Source organism: Shewanella sp. SR43-8 (assembly GCF_014163775.1).
Taxonomy (GTDB): domain Bacteria; phylum Pseudomonadota; class Gammaproteobacteria; order Enterobacterales; family Shewanellaceae; genus Shewanella; species Shewanella vesiculosa.
The window spans coordinates 142,160-165,077 of sequence record NZ_JACJDX010000007.1 but is presented as its reverse complement, the minus strand read 5'-3'; the positions used below and the strand labels follow the sequence as shown (position 1 = coordinate 165,077).

Annotated in this window: 19 protein-coding genes; 2 read left to right on the top strand and 17 right to left on the bottom strand. The window is 42.0% G+C overall.

Going from position 1 to position 22,918, the window contains the following annotated elements; translation table 11 throughout:
• Positions 1–5: 5 nt before the first annotated feature.
• The 14 genes from H5114_RS10750 to H5114_RS10685 form a co-directional block, all read right to left on the bottom strand.
• Positions 6–626: a cytochrome P460 family protein gene (locus H5114_RS10750; protein ID WP_182722906.1), complete on the bottom strand. Its 621-nt coding sequence runs from the start codon at positions 624–626 to the stop codon at positions 6–8.
• An 82-nt stretch (positions 627–708) separates the two neighbouring features.
• On the bottom strand, positions 709–1,707 hold the full coding sequence (locus H5114_RS10745) for an NADP-dependent oxidoreductase (protein WP_182722905.1): 999 nt from the start codon (positions 1,705–1,707) through the stop codon (positions 709–711).
• A gap of 76 nt (positions 1,708–1,783) precedes the next feature.
• On the bottom strand, positions 1,784–2,848 hold the full coding sequence (locus H5114_RS10740) for a patatin-like phospholipase family protein (RefSeq protein ID WP_182722904.1): 1,065 nt from the start codon (positions 2,846–2,848) through the stop codon (positions 1,784–1,786).
• A gap of 178 nt (positions 2,849–3,026) precedes the next feature.
• Positions 3,027–4,691, bottom strand: coding sequence for an AMP-binding protein (locus H5114_RS10735; RefSeq protein WP_182722903.1), 1,665 nt, complete (start codon positions 4,689–4,691; stop codon positions 3,027–3,029).
• A 216-nt stretch (positions 4,692–4,907) separates the two neighbouring features.
• Positions 4,908–6,089 carry an acetyl-CoA C-acyltransferase gene (locus H5114_RS10730; RefSeq protein ID WP_182722902.1) on the bottom strand — a complete coding sequence of 394 codons (1,182 nt, stop codon included), beginning with the start codon at positions 6,087–6,089 and terminating at the stop codon, positions 4,908–4,910.
• 39 nt (positions 6,090–6,128) lie between these two features.
• Entirely contained in the window at positions 6,129–7,052 is a 924-nt protein-coding gene (locus H5114_RS10725; RefSeq protein ID WP_124014828.1) for an SDR family NAD(P)-dependent oxidoreductase, read from the bottom strand.
• An 84-nt stretch (positions 7,053–7,136) separates the two neighbouring features.
• Positions 7,137–7,598, bottom strand: coding sequence for a MaoC family dehydratase (locus tag H5114_RS10720; RefSeq protein ID WP_182722901.1), 462 nt, complete (start codon positions 7,596–7,598; stop codon positions 7,137–7,139).
• Positions 7,599–7,898: 300 nt separating this feature from the next.
• Positions 7,899–9,704 carry an acyl-CoA dehydrogenase gene (locus H5114_RS10715; RefSeq protein ID WP_182722900.1) on the bottom strand — a complete coding sequence of 602 codons (1,806 nt, stop codon included), beginning with the start codon at positions 9,702–9,704 and terminating at the stop codon, positions 7,899–7,901.
• A 121-nt stretch (positions 9,705–9,825) separates the two neighbouring features.
• Positions 9,826–10,587 carry an SDR family NAD(P)-dependent oxidoreductase gene (locus H5114_RS10710; protein ID WP_182722899.1) on the bottom strand — a complete coding sequence of 254 codons (762 nt, stop codon included), beginning with the start codon at positions 10,585–10,587 and terminating at the stop codon, positions 9,826–9,828.
• A gap of 62 nt (positions 10,588–10,649) precedes the next feature.
• Entirely contained in the window at positions 10,650–11,690 is a 1,041-nt protein-coding gene (locus tag H5114_RS10705; protein WP_182722898.1) for a phosphotransferase family protein, read from the bottom strand.
• A 95-nt stretch (positions 11,691–11,785) separates the two neighbouring features.
• Complete coding sequence (locus tag H5114_RS10700; RefSeq protein ID WP_124014823.1) at positions 11,786–12,997, bottom strand: acyl-CoA dehydrogenase family protein; 1,212 nt, start codon at positions 12,995–12,997, stop codon at positions 11,786–11,788.
• 74 nt (positions 12,998–13,071) lie between these two features.
• Entirely contained in the window at positions 13,072–14,196 is a 1,125-nt protein-coding gene (locus H5114_RS10695; protein ID WP_182722897.1) for an NADH:flavin oxidoreductase, read from the bottom strand.
• Between the two features lie 100 nt (positions 14,197–14,296).
• Positions 14,297–15,067: an SDR family oxidoreductase gene (locus tag H5114_RS10690; protein WP_124014821.1), complete on the bottom strand. Its 771-nt coding sequence runs from the start codon at positions 15,065–15,067 to the stop codon at positions 14,297–14,299.
• 190 nt (positions 15,068–15,257) lie between these two features.
• Complete coding sequence (locus tag H5114_RS10685) at positions 15,258–15,992, bottom strand: histidine phosphatase family protein (RefSeq protein ID WP_124014820.1); 735 nt, start codon at positions 15,990–15,992, stop codon at positions 15,258–15,260.
• Between the two features lie 288 nt (positions 15,993–16,280).
• Here H5114_RS10685 and H5114_RS10680 point away from each other — a divergent pair, with 288 nt between their 5' ends.
• Positions 16,281–17,192 (top strand): LysR family transcriptional regulator, encoded by a 912-nt coding sequence (locus tag H5114_RS10680; protein WP_124014819.1) that lies wholly within the window; start codon positions 16,281–16,283, stop codon positions 17,190–17,192.
• Between the two features lie 392 nt (positions 17,193–17,584).
• Here H5114_RS10680 and H5114_RS10675 read toward each other — a convergent pair whose 3' ends face one another.
• From H5114_RS10675 to H5114_RS10665, 3 genes are read right to left on the bottom strand one after another with little or no spacing between them, the layout of a single operon-like run.
• On the bottom strand, positions 17,585–18,718 hold the full coding sequence (locus tag H5114_RS10675) for an HDOD domain-containing protein (RefSeq protein ID WP_182722896.1): 1,134 nt from the start codon (positions 18,716–18,718) through the stop codon (positions 17,585–17,587).
• On the bottom strand, positions 18,715–20,706 hold the full coding sequence (locus H5114_RS10670; protein ID WP_182722895.1) for an EAL domain-containing protein: 1,992 nt from the start codon (positions 20,704–20,706) through the stop codon (positions 18,715–18,717). Before H5114_RS10670 ends, H5114_RS10675 begins: the two co-directional genes overlap by 4 nt.
• 11 nt (positions 20,707–20,717) lie before the next feature.
• Positions 20,718–21,302: a response regulator gene (locus H5114_RS10665; protein WP_182722894.1), complete on the bottom strand. Its 585-nt coding sequence runs from the start codon at positions 21,300–21,302 to the stop codon at positions 20,718–20,720.
• Positions 21,303–21,395: 93 nt separating this feature from the next.
• Here H5114_RS10665 and H5114_RS10660 point away from each other — a divergent pair, with 93 nt between their 5' ends.
• The gene (locus H5114_RS10660; protein WP_182722893.1) at positions 21,396–22,754 is read left to right on the top strand and encodes an HD domain-containing phosphohydrolase; all 1,359 of its coding nucleotides are present in this window, start codon (positions 21,396–21,398) and stop codon (positions 22,752–22,754) included.
• Positions 22,755–22,918: the final 164 nt, after the last annotated feature.

The following is a 22,918-nucleotide window of genomic DNA, read 5'->3' as shown; positions in this document are numbered from 1 at the left end:
AAAGATTAAAATAAATCTTCAAGCCATTTCTTGGCACTGCCAAGCACAACCATAGAGTTAAGTTTAAACAAGGCAAATGTATCGCCATCTTGCAGTTCTGGTTCACCGCAACGCGGGTCCGAACGCTGCAATGCACCTGTCATACTGTGATCTATCGGGATAGGCTCGCAACCATGACCTGATTCACAAACAAAATCCCACTTTTCAGCTGCAGGTAAATGGCAAGTAAAACAGTTACCGCCAAAACGGTTATTCACATCCGTGAATCCACGTTTAGTGATAGTTGAGCCTTGTTCATCGACTTCTAATTCAAAAAACTCCCAGTCACCGGTGGCAGGAAAAGTGCCCGCTTCGCGTTTAACCATTACTTCAGTAGGCACTAACTGCACCACAGATCCTTCAGGATAAACGGCACCTTCAGGATTATTAGCAACAGCTAAAGTACCTTGAGTATTACCAAGCAGGTTATCGACATAAAAATGGCGAACAGGTGACATATCTCTGATGCAATTAAAGCTATTATCATCAATATTACTGACTTGGTTTGCCGCGTTAATCGAAAACGCTGCAGCCGTTAACAGCACCGAACTAATGCTAATAACAATACGTTTATTACGCTTGTTCATAGTCAATCCCTTTGACAGCATGGTGGTAATGGCTCCCGCCACCATGCATGTTGAGTGAAAGTGAATTAATTGAAGGATGATTTTATAATTTAACGATGAGCTTGCCTTTGTTTTGACCAGTGAAAAACAAGTTTAAGCCAGTGATGGCCGACTCAAGTCCAATTAATACATGGGCGCGATGTTTAATCTGCCCTTTCATGACATAAGGGGTTAATTTTTCGAGTAATGCCGGTACATCACCAAAATGATCTGGCATAGTAAAGCCTTGGATAATGAGCCTTTTTTTAATTATCTGCACCCAGCTTGGGCCTAAATCAGGTACCGCTTTGGGATAATCAGCAATCATGCCACACACCACAATACGCCCATGGGGATTCATTTTGGCAAACACATGATGCTGGATAGGACCACCAGTGTTTTCAAAATACACATCAACACCATCAGGGGTTAATTCAGCCAGTTTTGCTGCTAAATCATCGGTCTTGTAATTAATCGCACCATCGAAACCTAGCTCGTTAATTATCCAATCCGCTTTTTCATCACTGCCGACTACGCCAATGACTCTTAAGCCATCAGCTTTAGCCAGTTGACCCACAATCGATCCTACAGAACCCGCGGCACCAGAGACTACGATGGTTTCACCTTTTTGTGGCTTTCCTACGTTGAACAGTCCTTGTGTCGCCGTTAACCCAGGCAAAGCAAATACCGATAAAATAGCTTCATCGGGTAATGGCGCCGTCACTTTATGCAAACCGGCACCATTACTTAGAAAATATTCCTGCCAACCCATCATCCCCATCACTCGGTCGCCAACCGTAAAGTCAGGGTGGTGACTTTCGACAACTTCACCTATGCCAGAGCTGCGCATAACCTCGCCCAAGGTGACTGGAGGAATATAACTTTCGGTATCTGGGCTCATCCAACCAAACATGGCCGGATCAAGTGACATATGATGTTGCTTAACTAAAAACTGCCCTTGTGCCACTGCCGGCATTGGCTTTTCGATAATTTCAAATAATTCTGGGCCAATTGGGCCACCTTGAGGACGGGCGACTAAGTTAATGGCGGTATAGGTACTCATATTTGATTCCCTTTATATGTGAGTGAATATCAATAATCGATCTCTAAAAATGATGGCAAATGATGGATTAACCTTGTCACCGGATGAGTTGCTTGATGCTTTTTATACTGTTGATATTTTGCGTTTGATAAAAGTGTTTAAAGTGTTGGGCAAGTTTTTCACTTTCAACAAAAACCTGTCGCCAGTATTGGATCCGTTGAGCAGGTTTCATTTCAACAAAGTCTTTGCGATCAGGAATTTTATGATAAGGCAATGAATCAATAAATTCTGCTGATGGGCACAATAATACTGTGTTGTCGTAATGTTCTAGCCTGACTTTTCGAGATAAGTTTTTGTCAAACCAGCCCGCCTTTAAGCTGGAACTGAAATGAGGATAAAGAGTTAGCCCTTCATTTTTAATTTTAAAATCAAAATGATAATCAATGATGCCGCCATCACGATACATGCCAGGAGGACAATCTGCAATGTTGTTTATCCCTTGCATCACCAGCGGAATTGAGCCAGATGCCAACAATGCCGTTTTGATATTTTGTAGGCTTAGTGGCACTGACGTGGTGGGGATATGGTCAGGGTCAAAAATGGTTAAATCACTTTGATGATGCTGAAAAATGTACCGCTCATACTGGCTTTTGAGTAATGGACGACTTAACGCGTTTCTCAGAAAGCTATTGAGTAACCCGGCACCTTGTTTTAGTTTGTTTTCAGACGCCACCAATCCATGACATTTAGCCACAATAAAATGGGCTTTAAAAACACTATTATTAATGATTTCACTTGCCCCCGTATCGCCAAATAACTCATCAAGTAACGTTATCGCTTTAGCGGTTATTTCGTCAGCTTGTGGTTTAGTGTCATCTGAATACACTGTTTCACTGTAATGTTTAGCTAATCGCTCTATTGCTGCAACGGGATCTCTTTGAGCAAAACATGCGGCTCGAAATGCTCCCGCACTTGAGCCAATGACATTTAACGGCTGTTGTCTGCCATTAAAAAATTCACCAAAGATATACTTGTCTAATCCCAGTAAAGTAAACCATTTCGGCCCACCACTTGCACCAAGAAAAGAGCTAAATAACTCTGGAGAAAATCCATCTTGATGGATTGTTGTTAAAGCCGTTTCACCGGCATAAATTTCTAACATAACATTCTTATGGTTAACCTGTCGGCAATCAATGCCGACAGTGATTTTAGTGACTAATACACAGTGACCAATTATTGATGCATATCACTTCGCACTAATGCTGGATTAAAAAGACTCAGCGCTTTATGAAGGCTATAAGCTTAACGCTATAGCCACGAGTGATCCGTTTCGACCAAGCTTATGCCATATTACGAAGGTCTTTACGTAACAGTTTACCGACGTTACTTTTCGGTAATTCATTCATAAATTCAATCACCTTAGGGCGCTTATAGTTGGTCAGCATTTTATTACAATGATCAAACACATCTTGCTCAGTAAGGTTAGGATCTTTACGCACTATGTACACTTTGACTCGCTCGCCGGTAATATCACATGAGGTCCCTACCGCAGCGGCTTCAAGTATGCCGTCATGCATCACGAGTACTTCTTCAATCTCATTTGGAAACACATTGAAGCCAGACACATTGATCATGTCTTTTTTACGATCAACAATTTTAAAGAAACCATTTTCATCCATGGTGGCAATATCACCTGTGGCTAACCAGCCATCAATGAGCACCTCATCCGTTGCTTTTTGGCGATTGTAGTAACCTTTCATCACTTGAGGGCCTTTAACCCACATTTCGCCTGGCTCACCTAATGCCACTTCTTCACCATCTGCCCCAACCAAGCGAATATCAGTTGATGATGCAGGCAAACCAATCGATCCATTGTAACTTTTTTGATTATAAGGGCTCATAGTCACTAAAGGCGCACATTCAGTTAAGCCGTAGCCTTCTAAAAGACGACTTTTAGTGACTTTTTCCCAATGTTCAGCCACAGGACGTTGCACTGACATGCCGCCGCCAAAGCCCATTTTTAAAGCGCTGAAATCAAGTTTGTCAAAGCCAGGAGTATGTAACAATCCGTTAAATAGCGTGTTGACGCCAGTAATAATGGTAAAGCGATATTTAGCCAACTCTTTAACAAATCCCGCCATGTCACGTGGATTGGTAATTAATAGATTGATGCCACCAAATGGTAAAAAGGCTAAGCAATTAGAGGTCAGCGCATAAATATGGTAAAGCGGTAATGCGGTGACAATGATCTCTTTACCCACTTCAAAGATATTTTTAGTCACAGCATTGGACTGTTCAAGATTAGCAACCATGTTGCGATGAGTCAGCATTGCCCCTTTTGATGGACCTGTAGTACCACCTGTATATTGTAAAAAGGCCAAATCAGAACCGACAACGGGAACGGCGACAAAATTCAGTTTGCTGCCTTTGGACATCGCATCATTAAATTTAACCGCATTGGGCAACTCAAACGCAGGGATCAGCTTTTTAACATGCTTAATGGCGCCGTTAACTAATGCACCTTTTATAAGCCCTAATCGGTCACCGACACCTGTGGTGATCACATGCTTAATATCAGTTTTATCGATCACGGCTTGCAATACATGAGCAAAATTTTCGAGGATAAGGATCCCTTTGGCACCAGAGTCTTTTAATTGATGTTCTAATTCGCGGGCGGTATACAATGGATTAACGTTTACAATGGTCAGTCCGGCAATCAGCGCACCAAATAGCGCGATAGGATATTGCAGTGTATTGGGGATCATGATGGCAAATTTGTCGCCTTTAACTAACCGCAAATCTTGCTGTAAGTAGGCAGCAAAATCAGTCGCTTGCTGAGCCAGTTGCTGATAAGTAATACTGACATCCATATTAATAAATGCAGTATTATCGGCGTATAACTTGGTATATTTTAAAAATAAATCTGCCAAAGAATTATATTTATCAGGATCGATTTCAAACTCAACCCCGGGCGGATAACTCTTTTCAAGCCAAATTTTTTCCATAATATTGTCCCCAAAATGTAATGTTATTAGCAGCTGCAAAGTCCATCTCAAATACGCAACAGAACCTAATACCCGAGCCGCTATCAGTGTTTATTATTATTTTGCATCATGTCATCAGCGTCATTAAACTGAGCACTAACCTTAAATCTACACACCAATCTTAAATTTAAACTTAACGAACCATTAACAATGGCTGTTGATCTTTTAAGCGTCATTTTATAACACTTCAAATAATCCAGCCGCGCCTTGACCACCGCCAATACACATACTGACAACCACATATTTAATGCCGCGGCGTTTACCTTCAATTAAGGCGTGCATCACCATACGTGTGCCGCTCATACCATAAGGGTGACCGATTGAGATTGCGCCGCCGTCGACATTTAAACGATCGGCGGGAATGCCGAGATATTCAGCACAATAAATGACCTGAACCGCAAACGCTTCATTGATTTCCCATAAACCTATGTCGTCAATGCTAAGGCCATTTCGCTCAAGCAGTTTCGGAATTGCATAGATAGGTCCTATGCCCATTTCATCTGGCTCACATCCACTCACCACCATGCCTCGATACGCGCCTAATGGTGTTAAACCTCGTTGCTCGGCGAGTTCACGTTCCATTACCACAACCGCTGCTGCACCGTCTGATAGTTGTGATGCATTGCCACCGGTAATCGATCCATTTTCTTTAACCGCTTTTAAGCCAGCTAGAGCTTCTAAATTTGTCGATGGGCGATTGCCTTCATCTTGAGTTAAGGTCACTTGTTGTTTACTGATTTCACCGCTGACTTTATCCATTATCAGCATAGTGCAACTGACCGGGACTATTTCAGCATCAAATCGGCCTTGTGACTGTGCGATTGCGGTGCGTTGCTGAGAGGATAATGCATAGGCATCTTGTGCCTCGCGTGAAATATTATATCGCTTAGCCACCACTTCAGCCGTATCGAGCATCGGCATATAAATCGCTGGTCGATAGGCTTTTACGCTAGGATCTACCGCGCGATGCATGTTCAGCTTATCGTTTTGAACCAAGCTGATAGAGTCACAACCTCCGGCAACCACAACTTGGGCACCATCACAAACAATATGATTGGCGGCTATAGCAATAGACATGAGTCCTGATGAACATTGGCGATCAACCGTCATGCCCGGCACCGACACAGGTAATTGCGCCGCCATGGCCACTTGACGACCAAAATTCATGCCTTGGTTACCTTGGGTTAAGGCGGCGCCAAAAATACAGTCTTCAATTTCATTTGGATCGATTCCGGCTCTTTCTACCGCGGCATTAACCGCAATAGCGGCTAACGTGGGGGCAGATAAATCGTTAAAGGCGCCGCGATAGGCTTTACCAATTGGTGTTCTGGCGGCTGAAACAATGACGGCTTCTCTCATGACAAATCCTTTTTTTAATAATGTGTGCTGCTAATCAATTCACCCTAGAGCCTGAGATTTCATAAACGCCATGGCTTTCATCACAAACTTCTCACCTTGTTGCGAACCCGACACTAAGGCTTTTTGATTGTGTTGATCGGTGAGTTGATCCCAATGTTCACGCACAGTTTCTGGGCTTTGTTTCGCGCTAGGAATAAAGCAGCCATCGGTTTCAAAGATACTCGCGCTTGAATAACCGCCTGCGCCAGCACATAAAATAAATCGATTGGGCGCGTCATCGTCACACAAAGTCAGCATGCCTGCGGTGACCGCTTCTGGTGCAAAGGCTTTAACGATTTCTTCAGGCATTAAATCTTCGGTCATACGTGTGCCAGCCGTAGGTGCTAGCGCATTAATATGGATATTATTTTTCGCACCTTCCAGCACTAAGGTATTCATTAGGCCAATCAGCGCCATTTTAGCCGCGCCATAATTGGCTTGACCAAAGTTACCGTACATACCACTCGATGACGTCGTCATCACAATTCGACCATAATTTTGCTGCTTCATGATGTCCCATACAGCTTTAGTGCAGTTAACCGAGCCCATCACATGCACGTCCATGACCAGTTTAAAGTCATCTAAGGTCATCTTTGAAAACGACTTATCACGTAAAATACCGGCGTTATTGATTAAAATATCGACACGCCCCCATTTATCCATGGTTTGTTGCACCATGTCTTGTACTTGATCAAAATGGGCAACGTTAGCGCCATGGCTAATCGCTTCACCGCCCATTGCTTCAATCAACTGCACCACCTCTTGTGACGCTGCAGAAGATGCACCGCTGCCATCACGTGCGCCGCCTAAATCATTAACAACGACTTTGGCGCCACGTCTGGCTAATTCCAACGCGTGTGAACGGCCTAATCCGTTACCTGCCCCAGTAACAATAGCCACTTTTCCTGCAAAACTGATAGTCATGTTATTACCTTAACTGTTTATTTTTATTTGTTATTATCTTTTCTGTGCCAGCATGATGAATTAACGATCATCACTTAACCAATATTAGTTAACCATTTGTACTGATATCCACTCAGCAACTAATGCCGGTGTATCAACGCCTTCAATCTCAATGGTCACTTCGGTCGATAAGCGAAATTGCCCCGGCTTTTTTTCTTCAATAGAAAGGATTTTCGCATGTGCCCTAATGCGGCTATTGACGCTAACGGGTTGCAAAAATCTGACTTTATCGAAACCGGCATTGAGCCCCATATAGAAGCCATCAATAAGCAGGCTAAATTCTTCAGCAAAATGAGACAACATAGATAACGATAAAAAACCGTGGGCAATGGTGGAACCAAAAGGAGTGGCTTTCGCTTTTTCTTCATCGACGTGAATAAATTGATGGTCGAGAGTGCAATCGGCAAATTGATTAATTTGATCTTGGGTGATTTGAAACCAGTTTGTAGCGGCTGCTTGGTAGCCAATATAGTTGGCAATATCATTGCGATTAATTTTTGTCGGCATTATTCCCTTTCCTCTGATACTTTCGCGGTACTATCCATGAATGAAATTTAAGCGATATCTCATGCTAGTTGCGCTAGGTAAATTAAACAAATGAATAGTTTTGATACTAAGTTATTCACAATATGAATAGCTTGGCGTTTGGAAGGCAGCTAACAGAAACAAATATCTTGAGAGCTTTAACAACAAAAAACATTACTGCACTGGGCGGTAATGTTTTCATTAGATTGGATTTTATAACGCTCACCTAAAGCTAGGCAAAACCAATCAGCCTAACAGCGCCTTAAGTCGGGTTAATTCACATTAGAACCAATCAGGCTGCATATCAAAACTGGTGCTGTCAGTGGTAACGAGTAGGTTTGACCAGACGTTAATTTCAGGTAATTCAAAGCGATAAAAATACTGACACGCCAGCAATTTACCTTGATAAAAATCCATATCAGCTTGATGCGGTTGTTCAGCTATCGCTTTAGTGGCGACAATACTTTGCTTGAGCCACAACCAGGCAATAATCACATGACCAAACAACTCTAAATATTTAACCGAATTGGCCAAAGCGAGATCAATATTCTTAGTCGACATTGCCGCTAACACGGCCTCGGTTGTGGTACTTAAGGTCGCAACTGCTTGGGTTAATTGACTAGAAAACTCATGTAAACTCGGATAGTGTTTTGCCTCATCAATGGTGATGACCATTTCAGCTAAGGTCGCTTTATAGCCTTGTAAGTTATTCATCGGTACTTTGCGGGTGAGCAAATCTAATGATTGAATCCCAGTAGTACCTTCATGGATCGGGTTTAAGCGATTATCACGATAGAACATTTCTACCGGATGCTCGTTAATATAACCGTGACCGCCCATCACTTGAATCGCCAGTGAATTGGCTTTGGGGCCATATTCTGACGGCCACGTTTTAATAATGGGGGTTAAGAAATCCAACAGTATATGGGCATGTTGGCGTAGCTCGACTGTGACGGCAGTACGTTCATCATCACTTAATTGAGTACCATATAGCACTAACGCCATTGCCCCTTCCGCATAGGCTTTTTGGGCTAACAACATGCGTTTTACATCAGCATGCTCAATGATATTCACCATAGGTGATTGTGGATCTTTACACGAGGGTAATCGACCTTGGGGGCGATTTTTGGCATAATCGACTGAATATTGATATCCCGCTACCGCCAAAACTGCGCCACTGGTGCCGACCATAATGCGGGCTTCGTTCATCATGTGAAACATATACTTCAAGCCACAATGTTCTTCACCGACTAAATAGCCAATGGAGCCCTGTTTTTCACCGAAACTCAATGCCGTTGACGTTTGCGCGCGACCACCCATTTTATGAAACAAACCAGCCAGAGCGACGTCATTGTCTGCGCCAATGCTGCCATCATCATTAAGTAAAAACTTAGGTACCACAAATAACGAAATGCCTTTAACACCTTTAGGTGCACCTTGAATTCGAGCCAATACTAAATGAACGATGTTGTCGCTTAAATCGTGATCGCCACCGGAAATATAGATTTTATTGCCCGTAATCCGATATGTACCATCATCGGCTTTTACCGCTTTGGTAATTAAATCACCTAAAGCAGATCCGCTACCGGGCTCTGTCATGGCCATAGTGCCCATAAATCGCCCTTCACGCATAGGTTTAACCCAGGTTTCAATCAACTCAGTATTGCCATGGGCTTGCAGTAAATTGGCATTTGCCGTGGTCAACATGTTGTACCCCATGCCAACACCACCGGCAACACTGAGATACGCCCCTGCTGCACTAGCAATGATTGGTGGCAGTTGCATGCCACCTAACTCATAATCTGCTGTTGCAGCGCCAATACCCGACTCGTTTACTGCGTCGATAGCGGTTTTAAGTTCTGGGATAATGTGTACTTTTTTGCCGTCAAAAGTTGGCTGATGGGTATCGAGCTTTTGACGAATAGGAAGAAAATATTTTTCTGCAATTATTTTGGCAGTATTGACCACCTCATTAAACGTTTGGCGATCGTGATCTTGATAGCGATCTCTGCTGGTTAATGCTTCACTATCAAACAGTTCATACAGCATAAATTCTAGGTCACGTTGATTCATTAACGTCGCAGGCATAATATTCTCTTCTTATTGTGTTTTCTTCTATAACGTGGAAATGACGTAGCGAACGACTCAGCAAGTGTTTACGCTAACGGCACGAGCTGGCGTGTCAATAACACTGACTGCAAAGCGCAACTTAATAGGCTGATACGCCACCGTCGACCGCAATACATTGGCCTGTCATATAGGTATTGGCAGGAGATAACATCATCAGCATCACCGCGACAATTTCTTTAGGCTCACCTAAACGATTCATTGGCGCGCCAACGGCCATTTTCTGTTGCTTTTCTGCATCAGCAAAATTGGTCACCATAGGTGTCAGGGTAAAAAATGGGCATATCGCATTGATGCGAATATTATTACGGCCGTACTCAACCGCGCCGGTTTTGGTTAAGCCAATTACTGCATGTTTCGCCATAGAATAAGCACTGCCTCTGGCGGCGCCGACTAACCCAGCCATAGAACTCACGTTGAGGATCGCGCCCTCACCTTGTTTGAGCATTTGCTGTATTTGATAACGCATACCAAACTGCACGCCTTTAACATTGATCGCAAATTGACTGTCCATAATCGCTTCATCTATAAGATGAAGCGGCATAAATTCATGGGCGACACCGGCATTGTTTACCCCAATATCCACTCGACCAAAATGCTCAATCGCAGTATCAACCATAGCTTTACACGAGGCATCTTTTGACACATCACATTTCATCGCGATAACCTCAGCGCCACGAGAGGCAATATCATCCGCCACCTTACGAACACCAGCTTCATTAATGTCACTAATTACTAACTTAGCACCGCGTTTGGCTAATTCTTGTGCCAGTAACTGACCAAAGCCTTGAGCCGCGCCAGTGATAACAGCAACCTTACCGGTAAAGTCTAATAATGGATCCATGCGAGTTACTCCTGTAATTGATGGTCTTTTTGATGTTGTTTTATCATACGGCTGATCTGATGTTATTTTTTAGTTTCGCAAGCAATGACGTCTAAGGCCATTTTGGCCAGAGGCTCAACAAATGATCCCACTTTATTAGCGTGTTCATTGGAGGCATTACCTTCTGTTGCTCGTTTGGCGACACCTTGTGCAATCGCTGCTAAGCGGAAGAAACTGAATGCCAAATAAAAGTCCCAGTGCTCAATCTGCTCAATACCCATGCGTTGGCAATATCGAGCGACATATTCTTCTTCAGACGGAATCCCTAAGCTGGCGCGGTCGATATCTTTTAAACCATCAATGCTGCCCATGCCTGCTGGCATCCGCAGTTGCATACATTGGTATGCTAAATCAGCAAAGGGATGGCCTAAGGTCGATAATTCCCAATCCAGTAAAGCAATAACCTCTGGTGAATCTTTGGCAAACATCATGTTGTCTAAGCGAAAGTCACCATGTACTAAGCAAACACGACCATCATCACTGGGTAGATTATCTTCAAGCCAGTTAATTAAGGCATCCATGGCAGCAATGTTGTGTAATTCTGTGGCGCGATATTGTGATGTCCAGCGACCGAGTTGACGTGCAAAGTAATTGCCCGCTTTACCATAATCAGCTAAACCGACGGCATCAACATCGACACTGTGCAGCGCGACCAAGACTTTATTCATCGCGTCATACATAGCTGAGCGTCGATCATTACTGTTTATTTCGGCTAATGATGCACTCCAATACACAGTGCCATCGCAAAACTCCATCAGATAAAACATTGAACCAATAACGCTGCAGTCTTCACACAGGTGAAATACTTTTGCCACTGGTACATCACTGTCTTTTAGTGCATCTAATACCCGATATTCACGATCGACTGCATGGGCTGATTTCAATAATTTGCCCGGCGGTTGACGACGCAACACATACACACCAGTTGGCGAGGTCACTTTGTAAGTGGGATTGGATTGACCACCTGAAAATTTTTCTAAGGTGATCGGCCCTGTAAAGTCGGCGACATGCTGCTCTAAATAAGCGCTAAGTTGTTCATTATTAATGGGGAATACTTGTGACATTTAGCAATACTCTCGTTGTTTGATGGATTTAGCTTGGTTGAGAAAAGTACGATTACGGGGTGAAACGCTTGTTGCGTTTCACCCTAAGCATTTATTTACCCAACTATCTTTTTTACTAAATCACGCCCCAACTGCATCATATGCACTTGATCTGGACCATCCGCTAAACGCAACGTTCTCTGGCCAGCCCAGGCATGCGCTAAGAAAGTATCTTGACTGACACCCACAGCGCCATGGCATTGAATCGCGCGGTCGATCACATCAAGAGACATACTTGGGGCAACAATTTTAATCATAGCGATCAATTCTTTAGCCGCTTTATTGCCTTCTGTGTCCATTTTCTGGGCTGCTTTTAAGGTCATCAAACGTGCTTGTTCAATTTGGCAGGCTGATTTGGCTATATCTTCGCGAACCGACTGCTGTTTGATCATAGGTTGACCAAATACAATACGCTCGCCAACGCGTTTACACATTAAATCGAGCGCGCGCTGAGCAATACCGATTGAACGCATGCAGTGATGAATACGCCCAGGGCCAAGACGTCCTTGAGCAATTTCAAAACCTTTGCCTTCGCCAGCAATAATGTTATCCAGCGGAACACGCACATTAGTAAACGTTACCTCAGCATGGCCTTCAGGTGAATCATCATAGCCGAACACTTTCATCGGTCTTACCATGGTGACACCAGGGGTATTCATCGGTACAAGCACTTGAGATTGCTGAATATAACGGTTGCTATTTTCAGCATCGGTTTTACCCATCACAATCATGATTTCACACTGTTTGCGACATGCGCCGCTAATGTAAAATTTGCGGCCATTAATCACGTATTCATTGCCATCACGCACTATGCTCAGTTCAATATTGGTGGCATCGCTTGAGGCGACTTCAGGTTCTGTCATTGCAAAAGCAGAGCGTATTTTTCCGTCCAGTAAAGGCTCTAACCATTGTTTCTTTTGTGCTTCATTACCGTATTTGGCCAGTACTTCCATGTTGCCGGTGTCGGGTGCCGCGCAGTTAAACACTTCTGGCGCCCACATAACCTTGCCCATAATTTCAGCCAACGGGGCATATTCTAAATTAGTTAATCCAGCACTGTATTTACCGTAGGCAACCGGTAGAAACAAATTCCATAAACCTTCAGCTTTGGCTTTGGCTTTAAGTTGTTCCATTAACGGCGGCGTTGACCATGGTTCGAGCTCAACTTGCTTATGCATTTCTTCTTCGACAGGAAATACATGTAAATCCATAAAGTCGTTGACTCGCTTGATTAATCCTTGAACTTTTTCGCTGTATTCAAAATTCATTACTGTATCCTTTTACCCGATAATAACGCCGCTAATCGCTGTGGTAATGAGCCTAGACCCACTGACTTAAGCGATTAACTCAACGACATTAATGACTTCTTATTAAACGGTTTAATTTCATCAATGGCGTTGTGCTGGATTTTTTTTACCCACTGAGGATCAACTAATAGCGCCCGCCCAATGGCAACTAAATCAAATTCATCATTGTTTAAGCGCACTAATAACTCATCAATACCGGTTGGATTTGAAGTACCCGACAAATCAGCATTGCCCTCGCCGATAAAATCAGCATCTAGGCCGACATTACCCACAGTGATCACCGGCTTGTTAGTTAATTTTTTAGTCCAACCAGCAAGCCCAAGATCAGAACCCGCAAATTCTGCAACCCAAAAACGACGAGTACTGGCATGGAAAATATCAACGCCAGCATCACTTAATAAACCTAAAAATGTATCAAGTTCTTCAGGTGTTTGGCACAACTTGGCGTTGTAATCTTGTTGTTTCCACTGCGAAAAACGGAAGATAATGGTAAAGTCATTCCCCACAGCGGCGCGGATGGCATTCACGATTTCAACACCAAAACGGGTGCGATTTTCTAATGAACCACCGTATTTATCGGTGCGTTGATTGGTCCCTTCCCAGAAAAACTGATCGACTAAGTAGCCATGAGCGCCATGCACCTCTATGGCATCAAAACCGATGTTTTTAGCATCGAGCGCGGCTTGAGCAAATGACGCAACCACGGCGTCGATATCGTCTTGGGTCATGGCAACGCCGTTAGCAGCACCAGGCTTATACAAACCTGAAGGGCTATAGGCTGGTGCCTCTTTGTATGGACCTATACCTGACTTTCTTACCGAACCCACATGCCAAAGTTGGGGCGCAATTTTGCCGCCAACAGCATGCACTTCATCAACAACATGCTTCCAACCTGCTAAGGCTTGGTCACCATAAATAGCTGGCACATTCTCGTATCCATTCGCCCCTTCATGGGAGATAAATGTCCCTTCAGTGATAATCAGGCCTACATCGCCTTCGGCGCGTCTACGGTAATAGGCTGCTACTTCATCATTAGGGATATAATTAGGCGAAAATGCTCGAGTCATTGGCGCCATCACCGTCTTATTTTTAAGTGACAATGATGCTGTGACAAAGGGTTCAAATAATCTATTTACACTGGTGTTTTTGTCGCTATTCATATTTGCTTCCTAGCGTTAATTGATGCTTTATTTTTATGTTGTTTGTCATATTTAGCTGGCTTAAGCGTTTGGCATTGGAGTCAGCTTGTGTGTTAAGCCGTTAACCAATCAAATAACCGCCATCAACATTAATCGCTGTACCTGTGGTGTAGCTTGATGCATTTGAGACTAAATATAATACAGTGCCGGCCATTTCATCAGGTTGTGCCACGCGCTTCATCGGTACGTGATGCATCATTTGTTTAAGAATGGCTGGGTTATCAACTAAAGCAGAAGCGAATTTAGTGTCGGTACCACCGGGTAATAATGCGTTTACGCGAATATTAAATTGGGCGCACTCTTTAGCAAAAGCTTGCGTCATTGAGATCACTGCCGCTTTGGTAATAGAGTAGATACCTTGGTAATCGCCCGGGATCACGCCATTAACTGACGCGACATTGACAATAGCGCCACCGCCACTGTCTTTCATTAATTGCGCGCCCTTAGTCGACATAAAGAAATACCCCCGAATATTCACATCAACCGTCTTTTGAAAGGCAATTAAATCGGTATCGATAATGTGACCAAAATAAGGATTTGCCGCCGCATTATTGACTAAAATATCCAGCTTGCCATGTTGCTGTTTGATTGCAGCAAAGATTGAGTCAATTTGATCTAATTCGCCAATATGACAAGCAATGGCTTGTGCACTGCCGCCTGCGGCAACAATTTCATCTACCACGGTTTGGCAGGCTTCAAGTTTTCGGCTTGATACAATCACATGAGCACCATACTGGGCTAATACTTTAGCAACACTTTCGCCAATACCACGACTGGCTCCGGTGACTAAAGCAACTTTCCCTGTTAAATCAAATAAATCGCCCTTGTTCATGTTATTTCCTTATTATTTTGGGTTAATCGTTTTCGAGTTAATAGCTTCGAATGAATTGTATTTGGGTTAAATTGTTATATTGGTTTTGCTCGCTGAACTCAGCGAGTAAACACCGGCTGTTGATAGCGTCAGTCAATGTTTACGTTACTCCATTTGAAGCTTATTTTTAAACGTGTAACGGCACTTAAGTTTACTTATAGGTGATCCACTCATCACCAGCCTGCTCTAGATGGCTATAGTTATTAAAATAATCGACGCTCAGCATATTTTCCGAAAACAGTAATTTGGTCACGCTGGTATTTCTGGTTTGTTGATTAATTGCTAATGTTTGCTGATCGTTTAATTTTAATATGTGCTGGATGATCACTGAAATGGTACCGCCTGAGGTGAACACTAAAATGTCTTTAGACGGTTTGGGTTCATGGTTCACCGCACGTAACTGGCGTTTATGACTCAATTGCTGTTGAATAATATCTTGCAATGCACGAATACAGCGCGCCTGAAACTGCGGCCAACTCTCTTTATACTCATGATGGTTATCGCCTGAAATCCAGCGTTTAAGTGCTTGATAAAATTCTTGCTGCAGTGCCTTATTGGGCTCATCTAGTTGGTTTAGCGCGTCATTCATTTTGGCAAAGTTATTCCACTGGGGATTGTATTGCTGCAAAATCTCGACATGATCAAACTCATTAAAACCCGAGTGGATAACCATAGGCGTGGTCTCACCTTGGTATCCATTGACAAAGTGAGTTAACGTTTGGCCGTGACGCAGCAAGTCGCCGCAATAAAACTGACTCGGGGCCCCTCTTGAACGCCAATACTCGCCCAACAATCTCGCCTGCTGGCTACCTTTGTTTGATAATTGATCGTAATCAGTGCTGCCAAATGAGGCTTGCCCGTGTCGAATCAAATAAATTGCTGCCATGTCGTGTCTCTGACTGAGTAAAAGAATGATGACTCAATAGGTAAACAATGAATCGTTGCTAACTTAAATGTAATTGCAGCCGTTTAATCTGCTGTATCACATCGTTTATTTGATTGTCATAACGGTCATTTTGCATGCGTTTTACGCTATATCGAATCTACTTGACTATGCTAATGCCAACATCTAAATTGAACAAATGAATAGTTCTAATACCCTACTATTTATAATTTAAATAGTATGCCCATCTTAGGTGGTGTTAATGCACAGTAAGGGATCACTGGAGTAAATATGAAAATTGATTTGAATTTGTTTGTGGTGTTTGATGCAATCTATTGCGAAGGTAATATCACTAAAGCGGCATCGGTATTGAATCTATCCCAGCCGGCTGTGAGTCACTCGCTGGGTAAATTACGCACTCATTTTGATGATGCTTTATTTATCAGGCAAGGTAATGAAATGCGCCCGACTCCGGTGGCAAAGAATGTAATAGATGATGTGCGCGAAGCCTTGCACCAATTACAAGTATGTTTAGTGCAATCTAGACAGTTTGAGCCATTAACCTCACGCAAAAGCTTTTCATTATCCTTACACGGTTCTTTAGAACCTTACTATTTGCCTATCTTGCAACAAAGCTTGTCGTTAGAGTCGCCAGCAATCAATTTAAGCAGTAATAAGCGAGTAAGACGCACAGAACTTGAAAACAAACTGGCCAGTGGCGACATTGATTTGGCCATTGATACCTTAATCCCTGTCAGCAATAATATTATGCATACGCAATTAGAGTTAGATCAACTGGTTGTTATTGCGCGTAAAAATCACCCGGCTATTACCGACGCACTCGATTTAGAGACTTATTTGCGCCTAGAGCATGTATTAGTGTCATCTCGCTCAACCGGGCCTAGTTTGGAAGATTTTGAACTATCACGTATCGGTTTACATCGTAAAATATCCCTACGGTGTCAGCATGCGTTATCGGCGTGTAGAGTGATCTTAAATAACGACATGTTACTGACATTACCGAAAACGGCCGCAGCCATGTACGGTCAAATGCTTGATATCGCCATTTACCCCATGCCAGTTGAATTACCCGATATTGGGGTGCATTTATACTGGCATATTAATGTCGACAAAGAGCCAGCGAATAAATGGCTCAGAAACAAAATGATTATTGCGGCAACAAATACAAGAATCACACCTTAATCGAAATCCATAATGGGTAAACAAACAGCTGCAACCATAAGCCGACGGACATATCCTGCGCAACATAGTAAACAGATAATATTATCCACTATGTCGAGCAGCTTAATCGCTACACAGGCATGCCTCTTGGGCCAATAACGTCAAACATTATGAGAATAATGAGTCGAATTTTACGCGCTTAGGCCATCACTTTTATCGGTGTGAGGTGCTTCTGAGCATCCGAAAGCTGGTTATGTAAAGCGAGGTATCAGTGGCTTTAGCTAAAGACAATTAGGCTATGTTATCTAGACGTGGGATCGTTAAGTATTAATAAATAACAGCAAAATAATTATGATACAAATTAGCCAGCAAAGAGTGAGATTAATGTAATCATCCTTGATTACATTTTACTATTAACAATTATCTATCCAGTCAATAATATCGACATCTTCTATCAAGGTTTTTAGGTTGGTTTTTGCAAATTCATCGAGTTGACCAGACAAAAATAATTTCACTACATACATAATGAGCCCCAACTTTTGATCTGTTAAGCCTTTTGCGGCAAAGTCAGGCTTGTCTTGCATTAAAATGATTTGACATAATTCCAGCGGATAGCCCCATAGCGTCAGTATATACACAGTTAACGAGGTTGCTTCATCGAGTATAATTTTATTATCATCGGCATCGATATTAATAAATTCATTTGCTTCAGCAATAAACACTAAACGACCAATGCCACTGAGTAACGAAGCAATAAACACATTATCAAGTTGAACGGCTTTAAAGCCCAATGACTGGCTTAACTGGCGGCTAAGTTTTGAATAATTAAAAGCCCACTCATTAACCTTTTTGTGAATTTCTATGGGTAATTTTGGCGCAATACAATTATTGACAAGCATAGATATCACAATGGTTTCTGTCATTTTGAGACCTAATCTTTTGATGGCCTCTTCTAACGAAACGGTTTTACTGTGGTAGCCTAAAAAAGCCGAATTGGCGATTTGAATAATTTTTGCCGCAATAAACGCTTCTTGCTTAATAAGGTCTGCAGTTTGTCCAATATCAACTTCATCAATGGCAAATAATGTTCTTAACTGTGCAGCTATTTCGGGTAACGGAAAAAAATAGCCAATTCGACCTAATTTGTTACGCATTTCTAAACTAAAATTAAGCGAATCGAGGCGTTCCAAACAAAAGAACACATCTTCTAAATCAGCTGCTGCAAAGGGTTTTTTTAGTACAAAATGCGACACTTCACTAACTTTTGAGACCACATCTTCGGCGGTATCGCCAGTGAGTAATACTCTTACTGATGAGGGAATAATCGCAGCTATTTCTTCAAGAAGCTCATCGCCATTTTTTTCAGGCATAAGGTAATCGCAAAATATTGCATCGGGCAACACGCCATGAGGTAATGCATCTTGCCAACTTAGGGCATCTTCACAAATATAAAAGTCCCAGTTTGGCTGAGCTCGTCGAGCGGTGCGTTGCAGTGCTTTAAGCATAAACATATCATCATCGATGAACAGCACAGATAATTTTTTCATATTCCCCCCATTACCGCAGCAATTGATGCGCCGGCATTGGCAATCAACCGAGTAAAACTGTCTTCATCTTGAGGACGAGCAATAAAGTAGCCTTGAATGACATCACAGTTAAGTTTTTCAAGGATCAACATTTGCTCAATGTGCTCTACCCCCTCCACAACAACTTTCATGCCTAAGTCGTGGGCCATTCGAGTGATATTACCGACCATGCTTTGAGTATTTAAATTGTCTGAGATATCAATAATTAGCGACCGATCAATTTTTAACACATCAATAGGCAGTTTTGAAAGATAAGATAAGGATGAGTAACCAGTACCAAAATCATCAATGGCAATACTGATACCGGCATTTTTTAATCGAGTTAATTTTTCTGCACTTTCTTCAATATTATCAACTAACCATGACTCGGTAAGTTCAAATTCCAGAGTCGACATATCAATATCAAATCCTGCTAATAATGCTTCCACTCTGGGAATAAAATCGGCATGGGATAGCTGTTTCCCCGATATATTTATTGCGACTTTATCGAGTTTGATACCTTTTTGGGTCCAATTTGATATTGCCATGCACGCAGCATGAATGACCCAATAACCTAGCTCTATAATTTGCCCTTCTCGCTCTGCTATCGGAATAAACACCACAGGGGAAATATTGCCTAATTGTGGATGTTCCCAGCGAAGTAACACTTCACAGCTGGTAATTTTGCGCTGATTTAAATCAAACTTAGGCTGAAAATGCAAATAGAGTTGTTGATTGTCGACCGCGTGGAATAAGGCTTTGCTGATAAACAGTTGCTTGCGTTTTTGCTCAATAATTGCCGCATCATAGCGCATAAAGAAATGCGAATGACCCGTTCTGTGTAAGCGATTAGAGATTAATGCATTGCTGAGTAATTGGGCTGCATTATCACCATCTTCTCTGGCGATACAATAGGTGACGACCAGTTCAACTCTGACTGATTTGTCTGAATAACTAGTATGACTAAAGGGGGCGATAAAATCAGTGAGTTGTTTGTGTAAATCATGCTCGTTGGTAAAATTATCCATGAGCAACACAAAATGCTCATTAGTCAAAAAAGCTAACGCTGAGGAAGATATTTTAGACTGAGTAAATAAGGTTAACGCAATATCATCAAATAACTTTTCAGTCGCCACCGGGCCAATTATCTCAGTCCAATAACTGTAATTTTTAAGGTGGATGGCCACCATCGCAAATGGCTTGACGGTCTCGAGCAGTGAATCAGCTAAATTAACGATTTCGTTTTGATCTAAAAATGAGGCTAATTGTTTTCTATATGGCAATGCACCATCATTTTTATTCATAAATTGCAGTTCAAAAAAGCGCGATTTATCTGTCGTTTTCTTCAACACGAATTCGACATTTTTGCCAGTGGTTGCCTTTAGCACCACGTTATCAATATTGCTACTAAATAGCGTTAACAGACATTCATAGGAGCAAAATGGAAACACATCGGCGATTAAAATACTGCTGGAATCTAGATTAAATATTTGCTTGGCAACACCATTAACTCTGCCGATCTGGCCGTTAGGATAAAGTTCAATCAGGGCTTCTGCGCTATTGGCCATTAATTGATTGACTTCATTTTCGTCAAAGTGTTTGTTGTAAGCAATAAAAGCGGCTTCAACCTCGGAATAAAGAAGCGTTTCATCCCAGGGTTTTTGTAAAAAACGAAACACAGTACCAGAATTAAGTAACGCTAATACTGAACTAAAATCAGTAAAACCACTGAGGATCATGCACAGACTTGTAGGATATTGCGCTTTTATGGCCGCCAATAATTGCGAGCCGTTCATTACTGGCATTCTAAAATCAGAAATAATCACCTGACAATGTTCTTGAGCCATGATGTTGAGCGCGTCATAACCACTGGTTGCAGTAAATACCCGATAGCCTGCACGAGCAAACAATCGTTTTAATGCCCGTAAAATGGCCTCTTCATCATCAACAATCAACAGCTTATTCGTCATATTTCTACCAGTTAATTAAAAAATTTATCTACCGCTGAACGCAATTGCTCATTATCGAATGGTTTTGGTAATACGGCATCTGCGCCTAGATCTAATGCTTTTTGCAATTCAATTTCAGATAACCCTGACACCACTAAAATTTTTAAATGGTTTAGCTCTGGTTGTTGGCGGATAAACTGCAGAACTTCAAAACCGTCTAATCCAGGCATAGATAAATCGAGTGTAACAAGGTCAGGTTTATCGCTAAGCACTTTAACCCCAGCCTGAAATCCATCAGATGCAAATGAAAATTCATAGCCGCTGGGTATCAATACGCGGCGGATCGCATTTCTAATTTCAATTTCATCGTCAATAATTAAAATGCGCTTGGGCTGTTCTTTCACTGAATCAATTTGGTTAGAGTGACTTAATAACTCCTCAGGCATAGGCATTTTTTGGGTTTGCAAAAACATAATAAAATCGTCTAGTAATACACGATAATTACCTCGACCTGGGAGTTTATGTCCTTTTAATCGCCCTTGAGCAATCCATCGACTTACGGTGCGCTGGTGTACATCGCAATATTGCGCAATGTCACTGGGTCGTAATGTCTTCATAGAATGTTATCCATCATATATCTTGATTAATTAACCGTTATAGCATAACTTAATCTAAGAGACAAATAAGACAAGTGAGAAATTAAGGACATTATGAGCCCATTAGAAACATCAATGCCTATTATTTTGTGTGTCGACGACGAGACCAGCATCTTGAAGTCGCTGCAACGCTTATTCATGTCTTCAAAAGTGAAGCTATTACTGTCATCAAGTGGCCAACAAGCGCTTGAACTTATGCAAACAGAAAAAGTTAATATCATTATTTCAGATATGCGTATGCCTAATATGACAGGTGCTGAATTCCTTGCACAAGCGGCAGTGCTTCAACCGGATGCTTATCGTATTTTAATGACTGGGTATTCTGATATTCAATCAACCGTTAGTGCGATTAATGTGGGTAAAATTCATCGTTATATTCAAAAACCTTGGGATAACGCAGAGCTACTTGCTCAAGTTCATGAAGGCTTAGAAATCTATCGTCTCGTAGAAGCGAACAAGTTGCTGACAAAAAAAATTACTCTGCAGAACAAGCAACTAAAACAATTAAACAATAACTTAGAAGAGATGGTTCAGCAACGAACCACTCAATTGAAAAAGACATTATATCAATACAAATTGTTGGCCAGTACACGTGGTAATGAGCAAAAAGCCACACTTGAAGTTCTTTATAATTTGATCAGTATTAACCCAGCATTAAATGGCAAGTTTGCACTGCAAGTGAGTGAAACATGTGGTCACATAGCCACTGCATTAAAGATGAATAAAGCTCATGTCGAGTTAATCAGTAAAGCAGGTCTATACTGTGAACTGGGTAAACTAGGCTTGCCTGCACATTGTCTTACTGGCCCCTACGACCAACTCAGTAGTGCAGCCCAAAAACGCTTTTTTCAACACCCGCAATTGGCAGAAGAAATGCTGGCACCAGCGGTTCACCTATCGACGATTAGTGAGATCATTGGCAGTCAATATGAGCACTATAACGGTACGGGTGAACCGTTACAAAAAGTGGCACAAAACATTCATATTGGGGCTCGTATATTAGCCGTCGCAAGAGACTTTTGGTTAGCGTTATTTGAACAACAAAATGCAAAAGACCATACTAAAGACCTCACCAAAGAAGAAATATATAAACACATAAAACTACAGCAAGGTAACGTGTATGACCCCAAAGTCGTCAATGTGCTAGGGCAAATCATTACTGCTTACCAGGACCAAGAAACGATTAACCATTCAGATGCGCAATTAGATGATGGTCTGCTTATTGAACAAATCACCGAAGGTATGCGCTTAACTCAAAATTTATACAATCGTAAACACATGTTGTTATTGCCTAAAGGCCATGTGTTTTGCGAGAAAACACTGCAGAACTTATACCGCTATCAGACAAAAAATAACGAAAAATTGCTCATCAAAGCAGAGCGAGTTGAACAAACAGATACCCAGGCAGAATAAAATATATGAACAGCTCAACAACCGAATTAACAATAATATTTACCCGCACTTTTTACAGGTAATCGTGCCGATATGATGGATATTGTTACCAGACTATTTTACTCAAAGTCGTTTTCATTAAGACGATTATGGTTTTTTTGCACCACAACGCTGTTGGGATTTAT

Bases quoted from the DNA above. Each gene is read 5' to 3' on its own strand.
- H5114_RS10750 (WP_182722906.1), bottom strand. From the start codon at position 626: ATGAACAAGCGTAATAAACGTATTGTTATTAGCATTAGTTCGGTGCTG.
- H5114_RS10745 (WP_182722905.1), bottom strand. From the start codon at position 1,707: ATGAGTACCTATACCGCCATTAACTTAGTCGCCCGTCCTCAAGGTGGC.
- H5114_RS10740 (WP_182722904.1), bottom strand. From the start codon at position 2,848: ATGTTAGAAATTTATGCCGGTGAAACGGCTTTAACAACAATCCATCAA.
- H5114_RS10735 (WP_182722903.1), bottom strand. From the start codon at position 4,691: ATGGAAAAAATTTGGCTTGAAAAGAGTTATCCGCCCGGGGTTGAGTTT.
- H5114_RS10730 (WP_182722902.1), bottom strand. From the start codon at position 6,089: ATGAGAGAAGCCGTCATTGTTTCAGCCGCCAGAACACCAATTGGTAAA.
- H5114_RS10725 (WP_124014828.1), bottom strand. From the start codon at position 7,052: ATGACTATCAGTTTTGCAGGAAAAGTGGCTATTGTTACTGGGGCAGGT.
- H5114_RS10720 (WP_182722901.1), bottom strand. From the start codon at position 7,598: ATGCCGACAAAAATTAATCGCAATGATATTGCCAACTATATTGGCTAC.
- H5114_RS10715 (WP_182722900.1), bottom strand. From the start codon at position 9,704: ATGCCTGCGACGTTAATGAATCAACGTGACCTAGAATTTATGCTGTAT.
- H5114_RS10710 (WP_182722899.1), bottom strand. From the start codon at position 10,587: ATGGATCCATTATTAGACTTTACCGGTAAGGTTGCTGTTATCACTGGC.
- H5114_RS10705 (WP_182722898.1), bottom strand. From the start codon at position 11,690: ATGTCACAAGTATTCCCCATTAATAATGAACAACTTAGCGCTTATTTA.
- H5114_RS10700 (WP_124014823.1), bottom strand. From the start codon at position 12,997: ATGAATTTTGAATACAGCGAAAAAGTTCAAGGATTAATCAAGCGAGTC.
- H5114_RS10695 (WP_182722897.1), bottom strand. From the start codon at position 14,196: ATGAATAGCGACAAAAACACCAGTGTAAATAGATTATTTGAACCCTTT.
- H5114_RS10690 (WP_124014821.1), bottom strand. From the start codon at position 15,067: ATGAACAAGGGCGATTTATTTGATTTAACAGGGAAAGTTGCTTTAGTC.
- H5114_RS10685 (WP_124014820.1), bottom strand. From the start codon at position 15,992: ATGGCAGCAATTTATTTGATTCGACACGGGCAAGCCTCATTTGGCAGC.
- H5114_RS10680 (WP_124014819.1), top strand. From the start codon at position 16,281: ATGAAAATTGATTTGAATTTGTTTGTGGTGTTTGATGCAATCTATTGC.
- H5114_RS10675 (WP_182722896.1), bottom strand. From the start codon at position 18,718: ATGAAAAAATTATCTGTGCTGTTCATCGATGATGATATGTTTATGCTT.
- H5114_RS10670 (WP_182722895.1), bottom strand. From the start codon at position 20,706: ATGACGAATAAGCTGTTGATTGTTGATGATGAAGAGGCCATTTTACGG.
- H5114_RS10665 (WP_182722894.1), bottom strand. From the start codon at position 21,302: ATGAAGACATTACGACCCAGTGACATTGCGCAATATTGCGATGTACAC.
- H5114_RS10660 (WP_182722893.1), top strand. From the start codon at position 21,396: ATGAGCCCATTAGAAACATCAATGCCTATTATTTTGTGTGTCGACGAC.